Genomic DNA, 9,843 nt, shown 5'->3' on the forward strand with positions numbered 1-9,843 from the left:
ACGTTTATYCATGATGCTTCTTTGGAGAATGATGCATCCATCTCATCGATTTCAAAGTTGCTCGGGACAAATGTAGTCTCTGAAAGAGATATATTAGATATCCGGTAAACTCTAAATGTTCGATGATTTTCTCGATGCGGCTGCCCGACGGCCCGGCCAGACTTGACGCGATCTCCTGCCCGCAGCCCTCCTCCTCAAGATGTTGAAGGAAATCAAGCTCGGCTTCGATTTCTTCCAGCGATCTATGGCTGCTGTGGGTCAGGCGCAGAATGACGGAAACGCCTTCGGCTGTCTGCATTTCATAGATATAGTTTTCAAAATCGCCCAGCTTCTTCGGATCTCCCTGCAGTCCGAAACGACGCGCCGCATCCTCCAGCCGTTCTGTACCGAACAGCTTCTCTACCGATGCCTCCATGTTGATCCCCCTTGCCTGAATATAGGTTTCCAGTTTCTATTCCTTTGATTAGGATTAGAGGGCCGGCCTTTGATTTCCTGCCCGTTCCCTCAAATAAAATGTATACTGAAACTATTCCCGAAACGATGGAGGAGGAGTCGAACAATGGCATTTTTCGCGGTCATGCTGCCGATGCTGGATGAAGAAAAGAGCGCAAGGCTGCGGACGGAGCATCTCGCTTACCTGGAGAAGCTGGAGCAGGAGGGCCGCATCGCCGCCAGAGGAAGATTCACAGATGGATGGGGCGGCCTCGTCATTTACACGGGAGAATCGCTGCAAGAGGTCGCAACGCTCGTGGAACAGGATCCCTATGTCCTGCATCAGGCTCGCAACTATGAGATTCACCCTTGGGAAATGACCTCCCTGCATCTAAAGGTCTAGCCCCGGAACTAATTCGCCTTTTAGTTGTGCTGTCTACGGTTTCTTGACATCAACAGCATCGCTTCAGCAAGCGAAAAGCCCCCTCACCTGAACGGTGAAGGGGCTTGTTTTTGTCACGGAGCCTTTTTGGCATGGTCGATCAGGTTGATGATCAGAACCGCTGCTTGAGCCCGTGTCAGAGGCTGATCTCCATGGAATCGGTTCTTTTCGTCGCCCTGGATAAGACCGGCGATTTCCAGCGCGGCTGCATACTTGGATGCCCATGCCGGGATGGAAGAGGCGTCGGCGAAGGCCGGCTTGGAATCTGCGGCCGGAAGCCGGAGCGCTTTGGCGACCAGCACCGCGATCTCGGCGCGGGTAATCGTCTTTTTCGGCCCGAACGTGCCGTCGTCGTACCCTTTCAGCCAGCCCGCCTCCAGAGCCTGCGCGATATACCCGCGTGCGTAAGCCGGAACGGAGGAAGCATCCTTGAAGTCCAGGCTGCCGCCGGTGCTGTCCAGACCGAGCGCGCGTCCCAGCATGGTGACGAAGTCCGCGCGGGTGACGCTTCCATTCGGATGGAAGCTGCCGTCTCCGAACCCGATGATGATGTTCAGCCCGGAAGCTCTAGCGATGGCATCGCTCGCCCAGTGCTTGGAGCTGACATCATTGAACGGCAGCGGCTTGGCCGGAACGGACGTTGCGGAAGGCTCAGGCAATGCCGAAGCTGTCGGCGCAGGCGTAACGGACGGCGTCGGACTTGCGGATGGCGACGGCGTAGCTACCGGATAGGACGGGTACCACGGTGTCGGCGTCGATGCCGGCGTCGGTGTCGGCGTTGCTGTCGGTGTCGGGCTTGTTGTCGGTGTCGGGCTTGTTGTCGGTGTCGGATTTGTCGTCGGTGTCGGCGTCGGATTTGTTGTCGGTGTCGCATTAGAGGCCGGAGCTGTTTTCGCCATCAGAGGGGAACTGAAAACAGAAACCCGGATCGCTTTTCCATCCCCCCCTTTTTGGATGGCGGCAATTTCAATCGTATACGAAGTATCCGCCTCCAGGGATTTCAGCGTCCATTCCGTACCGTCAGCGTACCCCGCCCATTGGCCATTGGCAAAGATGTCGTAGCCGGTCGCTCCCGGTACGGCCTGCCATTGGAGCGGAATTTCAGTGGCGGCCGCTTTGCCGGCAGTCGGCGCTGCCGGCGCCGGCAGGCTGACCGCAGAGCTGCCTCCCGCAGGGAGGTCGGCTGCGAGCTGGTCCGACATCGTATGATTGCGGTCGGCGCTGATTTCCCAGTTCATGGCGCCGGCGATATCGATCGACCGGATATAAGCGGTTTTGTAGGCGGTCGACTCCGCATCGTCATAAGAGATGAACACGCCGGTCTTTTCATTGTACAAATAAGGAACCTTGGCGTAGTTGTTGAACACCCGCTTGAAATCCGGATTCGTCAGGTAGTTGTTTTCGAGATCGGCGATGTCGAACTTCGCATCAGCTCCCCACGTTCCAGGGATGATCGTGCTGGAGCACTGCTGGTACTCGCCGCCGCTCGCGCAGCCGCCCCAGCCCGTTCCGTAATACGGAATTCCCGCTACCAGCTTGTAATTCGGCACTCCGCCTTTCAGATGTCCTTGCAGCCCTCCGGCAGCATTGAAGCGCTTGGCCGAGGCAGCCTTGTTGTTCGGATCGTAGTAAAGCGGGGCGTTGTGGGCCGCTTCCGTCTGCCAGGTTCCGTTGTAGTCGTAGGTCATGATGTTGATGAAGTCGAGATATTGAACCGAGTTGGCATAATCGGCATTTACCGTGAAATTGTCGCCTTGGCTGGAGGCGATCGTCAGCAGATAATACTTGCCGTCTTCCTGGCCGGCGGCGTCAAGCGCCTCACGGACGGTTTTCACCAAAAGTGTGAAATTCTCCTTGTCCTGAGGTCCCCTGGCGTTGGTCGTTTCTCCGCCCTCAACCGGGTATTCCCAGTCGATGTCGAAGCCGTCGAAGCCGTAGGCGCGAAGGAACTGGACGGCGGAGCCGGCAAACGTCCTGCGGGAGATTTCATCCGCGGCGACGAGCGAGAAGTTTTTGGACCAGGACCAGCCGCCGACAGAGATGAGCGTCTTCAGGCTCGGGTTGCCGGCTTTGAGCTCCTTCAGCTCCTCGAAGCCTTGGGGATCGAATTCCGGATAGCCTTGAATGACGCCTCCATTGAACACATATCCCTGTTGCAGCTCGATGTCAGGGTTCTGGCATACGGCTCCGGTCGTGCCGGCTCCCTTCCAGCAAATATCGCCAAAAGCGTAGTTGATATGCGTAATCTGCGAGCCGTCGATATCAGCCGGACTGAACTGGCGTGCGCCCTGTGCCCAGGCGGCATAATAGGCGACGATGTTGTACTCGCGGCCCGGAACGGCCGTTGCCGGCGCGCTCGCTTCCGATTGCCACAGGCTGTTTTTGGCGACGACCGTAAAGTCGTACGCTTGGCCCTCGGTCAATCCCGTCGCCGCATAACGCGGAACCGAGCTGGTGCCGATGAGGTCGCCGTCGCGGTAGATTTCATACTCGGTCGCGCCGGCTGTCGGAGCCCAGCCTAGCGAGATCGCGGTACGGGTGCCCGATACGACCTGCACCGATTGAGGAGCGTCGAGCTGGCCCCATACGATGCGCAGGCCGTTGCTCTTGCCGGATACCCGGCGATCTTTATCCTGCGCGGCGACCTGGAAGTACACGGATTGGCCTACCGTCGGCTTGGCGATTTCGTAGGAGAACTTGCCGGCCGCTGCCCAGTCTCCTCCGAACCATTTGTTGTCCACATACACGTCGTATCCCGTAGCGAGAGGGCTCGTCGTCCATCCAAGCTCGATCGAATTGTAGGTGACGTCCGTCACGCGGAGATACTGCGGAGTCGTCAGCGGCGGCTCCGGATAGGCATTGGGATCCTCGGCGACGGTCGTTGCCGTGACCACATTGCTCTTCTCGCTCTGGGTGCCTAGCACCGGAACGGAAGTGACGTAGAAGGAATAGGTCGTCTCCGGCTCCAGGCCGCCGACGATTTTCGGGGAGAATCCGGACCAGGCCGCCCAGTTCCACTGGGTGCTGTCTCCGATTTTGTAGTAAATTTGATACCCGTTGTTAGGGTCTATTCCGGGAACTTCATCCCAAGTCAGAGTGATCGATTTTGCCTTTACATCGGTTACGGCCAGATTCTGGGGGATGTTGGGATCCTCCGCAGCGGCAGCGGGGGCAGCGGCTGCTCCGAACATGCTGATCAGGAGTGCCAAAGTGAGCAAGGAAGCAAGCGTGGAAGAAACGTTCGTTTTCAGTCGCGTGGACAATCAAGTCACCTCATCCATAATGATTTGGGCAATCATGGAATGGCTTTTCGACCTCTGTCTGGACCGGCTGACTTAGGAAAAGAGGGGTCATGCGGAAAGAGTTGAGCTGTCTGGCGGTAAGAGCTGACCTGCGAAAGGGTTGACCTGCGGAATGTGACGACTTGCGGAAAGAGCTGACTTACGGAATGTGACGACCTGCGAAAGGATCTGACTTGCGGAATGTCGACCTGCGAAAGGATCTGACTTGCGAAATGTGACGACCTGCGAAAGGATCTGACTTGCGGAATGTGCCGTTCTGCGAAAGGATCTGACATACGGAATGTAACGACCTGCGGAAGGAGCTGACTTGCGGAATGGTTTTGCGAAAGAAGTGAAGTCAATGATATCAAACCTCAATGAGAGCGCTCACCACCTCGCTGGCGATTTTTGTGCCTATCAAACTTCCCTATTCGTGGGGAATGGTCCAACACCTTTTCAAAATCTTTATTATCCGTGATATATATCATAAAAAGATCGAAAGTATCATTTTTTTAACCATAAAATTGCCGTTATTGATCATAATAATTTTCAAAACGAAAAGGGCGCAGAGACGCTGCCGCGCTTTTTGACGCCACGGGTGAAGACATCTGTTTGGCCAGCAGGCCTGGATTTGAATGAAGCATCTCGGAAATTCGTTCCGCTATGCGGCCGATTTCGAGAGCCCTTGGCTTTTTATCGGACATACGTTCCGCTATTTGGATGAATTCGAGGCTTTGGGCTTTTTATCGGACATAGGATCCGTTATTTCCTGAAAATTACCCCAATATCAATAGAGTGGAGTCTAATAACGGATCCTATGTCCGATACCTTTGAAGAGTCCATTTTTCAAGGCAAATAACGGATCCTATGTCCGATAAGCATTCAAGTAAGGAAAACGTCCAAGGCAACGGGTGCTTCCACGAAAAACGTGCTTTACAGATGCGTTCACGACAAACGCGTGCTTCCACAGCAACGGGTGCATTCATTCACTATCGGCCGGGCTACATCGTGTAACGGAAACCGTCTATGTTTCTCGAAATCCGCTTAAGGCCTGATAGTATAAAATGAATCTCCTGCAATTGTCTTGCGTCTGTCTGCGAGGCGCTTCAAACAAGCAACGGCTAAGCCTGCTCCACATTCGCCTGCTGTTTCAGAGAGAACGGCAAAGAGGCCGGAACTGGCTTCCGGCCTCTTTGGATCGGTCAGCGGATGCTGCTTCCGCGGACGATTAGATTCCTTTGTTCTTGAACATCGTTGCAATGGAGCCGCCGTAAATATTGCTGCGGATCGCTTCGGTGAACAGGCTTGCCATCGAGATGACAGTCAGCTTGTCGGAATGCCCGGAAGGCTGCAGGATGGAGTCCGTTACGACGATTTCCTTGATATGCGCATGGTCCAGCCGCTCAAGCGCATTTTGGGAGAACAGGCCGTGGGTAGCCGCCACCATAATGTCGCGCCCGCCCTTCTCGACGAGCTTGTCCACGACGTTGAGGAGCGTCTTGCCCGTATCGATGATATCTTCGATGACGATCGGCGTCTTGCCGGCCACCTCGCCGATGACATGCGTCTTCTCTTCTCCCGTGTGGCTGTCGTGATTGGTCACGACCATCGCGAACGGGGCATGCAGGTAGTTGGCAAGCTTCTCCGCCGTGGAGGCTCGACCTGCGTCCGGAGAAACGATGACCGGGTTCTCGATGTTCTTGCTGCGGATATATTCCGCCAGCTCGTCGAGCGCCGTAAGATGGTCGACCGGGAAGTTGAAAAAGCCCTGGATAGCGGCCGTATGCAGATCAAGCGGGATGATCCTGGAGGCGCCTGCCGTCTCCAGCAGATCGGCGACCAGCTTGGCGGAGATCGCCTCGCGCGGATGGCGCTTGCGCTCTTGGCGGGCGTAGCCGTAGTACGGCATGATGATGTTGATCGTCTTGGCAGAAGCCCGCTTGGCCGCGTCGATCATGATGAGCAGCTCCATGAAGTTCTCGTTGACCGGGTCCGAGAGCGACTGCACGATGAAGATATGGCAAGTGCGGATCGGCTCCTTGTAGGAGACATACAGCTCTCCGTTATCGAACTGCGACAGCTCCACCTCTCCGAGAGGAATGCCCAGCTGCTCGCTGATGCTCTTCGCAAGCGGAATATTGGAAGATCCGCTGAAAATTTTCACTTTGTCCGTCATATTGATCCCTTTCCCTCCCGCGCTTCGGCTATCATCCTTTTTATCCATTATAGCCTATCGGAGCCAAATCAACAGCCCGAAGGAGGATTAGATTCCCGCGGCTTTACGGCCCGGTCCCACGGACATCCGGCATGGGGATGGGTTCACCGCCCGACATTGCCTCTTACACAACGAAGCCCATCGCTTCCTTCACGGCTTTAAGCGTCGCCGCCGCCGCCTCCGCTGCCCGCAATGCCCCGTCTTTCAGCACCCGATCCAGCTCCTCGGAGCCGGCTATCTCCCTGTAGCTTCTCTGCAGAGGCTCCAGCTTTGCAATGACGGCCTCGGCCAGATCCTCTTTGAAGCTGCCGTACCCGACGCCCTGGTATCTGCTCTCAATGTCCCCGATCGTCATTCCGCTGAATACGGAATAGATTTCCAGAAGACTGCTGATCCCGGGCTTTCTGTCCCAGTCGCAGCGGACGACGCCCTCCGAATCCGTGACCGCCTTGGCGAATTTGCGGCGAATGTCATCCGGCTCATCCATGAGCAGAATAGAACTGCTGCGGTTGGGGTTGCTTTTGCTCATTTTTTTGGACGGATCGTCGAGTCCCATGATGCGGCTCCCGATGCCGGCGATAATCGGCTCAGGTATGGTGAACAGATTCTTCTTGAACCTGCTGTTGAAGCGGACGGCCAAGTTCCGGGCCAGCTCCAGATGCTGCTTCTGGTCATCCCCGACCGGCACATGAGTGGCTTGATAGAGAAGGATATCCGCTGCCATATAAGCCGGATAAGTGAACAAGGCGGAGCTTACCGATTCTCTTCCATCCGCCTTCTCCTTATACTGGGTCATGCGGCCAAGCTCGCCGACAGCCGTCTGCGTCTCCATGAGCCACCCAAGCTCGGCATGAGCCGGAACCTGGGATTGAAAGAATACGGCAGACCGCTTGGGATCGATCCCCGCAGCCAGGTAGAGAGCCGCAATTTCCATCGAGCGCTCCCTCAGCTCCCTGGGGTCCTGCCATACCGTTACAGCATGAAGATCCGGAATAAAGAAATAGCAATCAGCCTTCTCCTGCATGGCCACGAACTGGCTCAATGCTCCTCCGTACCCTCCGATATTGAGCTCCCCGCTTGGCTTCATTCCCGACAAGATCCGTTTCTCCATATCCCTTCGCCTCCTTGAAAATAAAAAAACACCCCGTCCCTGAAAGGGACGAAGTGTATAAACTCCGCGATACCACCCGAATTCGGCCAAGCGCCGCTGCTCTTGTCATGTCAAAACGGCTAACATGATTCCCGTGATAACGGCGGGACCTCCCGTCGGAGCCTACTGGCGGTGCCTTGCGGCTTGCGCGTTCGGGCCGAAGCGAATGGAGCCATTCGCCTGAATCCGTTGTGCCGGACCTTCCACCTGCCGCCGGCTCGCTGAGACAACTCCATCAGGGTACTCTTTCCATTCCTGGCCTTGATGTATGATTGGCGCTGCATTGTTGACGATGTATGATTTGCTTGGTACTCACATTAACAGAATATTCCAAAAAGTCAATGCGTTTCCCCCAGTCTTTCTTTAAATAGGAGCCTTCTATCCTTTCATCATTCCCTCTGCTCAACCTCTCCTAAATTATCCGCTCGGGCTCGACCGATGGGCAAAATGGGCTCCTGCCCCTATAATAAAAGGCATGATTCATTCGGGGAGGAATAAGAATGGAAATGTCTTTCGGCAAAGTCTCCTCCATTATGAGGTATCCGGTCAAATCATTTGCGGGTGAACGCCTGGATGCCTGCGAGATGGAAACCTCAGGACTCGCAGGCGATCGGATCGGAGCATTCCGCGACGAAACCAAGCAAGGATGGAACAGTTACATCACCGCCCGGCAGATTCCGGCGATGCTTTCTTATCATGCAACTGTAAAGGACGATATCCTGCATGTCGTCTCGCCGGAAGGACGAGCCCTCCGATGGGACGGAGAACTGCTGGCGGATATGCAGCGGCATTCAAAAATCGAGATGTCTATGACCGGGTACAAAGCGCCTCATCTGGAGGAACCGGGTCTCCTGGCTGTCGATGCCGCTCCCGTTCTGATCGTGACGGACGCTTCACGGCGCAAGCTCGAAGCCGCATGGGGCAAAGAGCTTGATATTCGACGCTTCCGTCCGAACCTGGTGCTCGCGATGAATGATCCTGCCTTCGACGATGCGCAGTGGATCGGCAGACGGCTCCTCATAGGAACCGCTGAGCTGCGGGTGGATTCGTTCTGCGGCCGCTGCTCGATGATCGGCCTGGAACCGGACACGCTGCAGCACGACCCGTCGCTGCACAAAACCGTAAGCCGGCAGTTCGGAAATCACTTCGGCTTATATGCTTCCGTCTCAGTGTCGGGAGCGATCCGGATCGGCGACGATGTCTATGAAATCTGAGCGCATGAAAGAAAAGGGGGACGATCCTATGGAGCTGCTGTACGAACTGGTCCATTCCAAGGTAGCCGACCCGTCGGGCTCATCCTTCGTTCGACGCTCAGCCCGGGGCATCATCGTCGACGGCGCCAAGATGCTGTTGATCTACACCGCCCGCTACGACGACTACGGCATTCCCGGCGGCGGTATCGAGCCGGGAGAAGATATGCTCTCGGGGCTGCGCCGCGAGCTGGAGGAAGAAGCCGGTGCCGCATCGGTCGAAGTTGTCCGAGAGCTCGGCCGCGTCGAGGAGCTCCGTCCCGCGCTGGAGCCGGAATACGACAATATGAGAATGATCTCCTGCTTTTACGTGTGCAGGGCCGAGACGGACTTCACCCGGATTCGCCCGGAATCCTATGAGCTTGCCAACGGCTCGCGGCCGGAGTGGGTGGAAATTGCGGAAGCCATTGCCCACAACCGCTCTGTGATGCGGCAGAAAGGTCCCCATATCGGCTTTGCGATCGAGCGGGAGACGCTCGTCATGGAGCTCGTGCAGCGGCAGATCCAGGAGGGGCTTCCGTTTTGACCGGCAGCAAGGCGCTGTTCCGCGCAATAGGCAGCCCCGCTTCGCCAGGATGCGAAGCGGGGCTCGGAATGGATGAATACGCCACATGCAATCATGCCCATTTCTTCCTTCTTTCAACTGGACATTTCTGATTCTTTGGAACTATTGTAAGCGCTATCTAATTGGAATATCAATGCATATTCCTTCAATCTTATCGGAATGAACATAGACTGCAAGGGGGGGGTAGCTGCAGGCGATGATCACTATTTTAATACACGCAAATATTTTTTTATTAAGGCTGCAACTACACTCGGTTTGCGGTTGTTATTCTAGTGTTGGACCACTACATAATGGAGGCTGATTTAGCATGTATCGTAACGTAAGGATCATCGGCATTTTCTGGAGCGTTTTTTTCGCAGCGGCCTTGATATTCGGTTCCATGAGCTCACCGTTGTCGGCAGCTTCGGCTGACGGAGCCAAAACATCGCCTCCTCCTCCGGTATTCTCCACCTTTGGTTACTACGACAGTTATACCTATCTCGCTATGGCAATGAATCTATCATATCCG

At 55.6% G+C, this 9,843-nt stretch carries 8 protein-coding genes; 4 read left to right on the forward strand and 4 right to left on the reverse strand.

Translation table 11 applies throughout. The features are described from left to right. Nucleotides 1–4: 4 nt before the first annotated feature. Nucleotides 5–415, reverse strand: coding sequence for a hypothetical protein (locus BN871_RS20940; RefSeq protein WP_048748638.1), 411 nt, complete (start codon nt 413–415; stop codon nt 5–7). 144 nt (nt 416–559) lie between these two features. Between BN871_RS20940 and BN871_RS20945 the strand changes: the two genes are divergently transcribed. Beyond that, nucleotides 560–835 carry a YciI family protein gene (locus tag BN871_RS20945; protein WP_048748639.1) on the forward strand — a complete coding sequence of 92 codons (276 nt, stop codon included), beginning with the start codon at nt 560–562 and terminating at the stop codon, nt 833–835. A gap of 113 nt (nt 836–948) precedes the next feature. Here BN871_RS20945 and BN871_RS20950 read toward each other — a convergent pair whose 3' ends face one another. From BN871_RS20950 to trpS, 3 genes are all read right to left on the reverse strand, one after another. Beyond that, a complete protein-coding gene (locus tag BN871_RS20950; protein WP_053087024.1) occupies nt 949–4,137 on the reverse strand; it encodes a glycosyl hydrolase family 18 protein in 3,189 nt (1,062 codons plus the stop codon). 1,246 nt (nt 4,138–5,383) lie between these two features. Then, entirely contained in the window at nt 5,384–6,331 is a 948-nt protein-coding gene (locus tag BN871_RS20960; RefSeq protein WP_048748640.1) for a ribose-phosphate pyrophosphokinase, read from the reverse strand. A 163-nt stretch (nt 6,332–6,494) separates the two neighbouring features. Beyond that, the gene (gene trpS / locus BN871_RS20965; protein ID WP_048748641.1) at nt 6,495–7,481 is read right to left on the reverse strand and encodes a tryptophan--tRNA ligase; all 987 of its coding nucleotides are present in this window, start codon (nt 7,479–7,481) and stop codon (nt 6,495–6,497) included. Between the two features lie 539 nt (nt 7,482–8,020). Between trpS and BN871_RS20970 the strand changes: the two genes are divergently transcribed. From BN871_RS20970 to BN871_RS29330, 3 genes are all read left to right on the forward strand, one after another. Next, nucleotides 8,021–8,734 (forward strand): MOSC domain-containing protein, encoded by a 714-nt coding sequence (locus BN871_RS20970; RefSeq protein ID WP_083436567.1) that lies wholly within the window; start codon nt 8,021–8,023, stop codon nt 8,732–8,734. A gap of 28 nt (nt 8,735–8,762) precedes the next feature. Further along, on the forward strand, nt 8,763–9,296 hold the full coding sequence (locus BN871_RS20975) for an NUDIX domain-containing protein (protein ID WP_021879705.1): 534 nt from the start codon (nt 8,763–8,765) through the stop codon (nt 9,294–9,296). A 346-nt stretch (nt 9,297–9,642) separates the two neighbouring features. Continuing rightward, the coding region (locus tag BN871_RS29330) for a hypothetical protein (protein ID WP_232313238.1) at nt 9,643–9,843 on the forward strand (201 nt) is incomplete at its 3' end.

The sequence above is a fragment of the Paenibacillus sp. P22 genome, assembly GCF_000469945.2.
GTDB lineage: Bacteria > Bacillota > Bacilli > Paenibacillales > Paenibacillaceae > Paenibacillus_O > Paenibacillus_O humicus.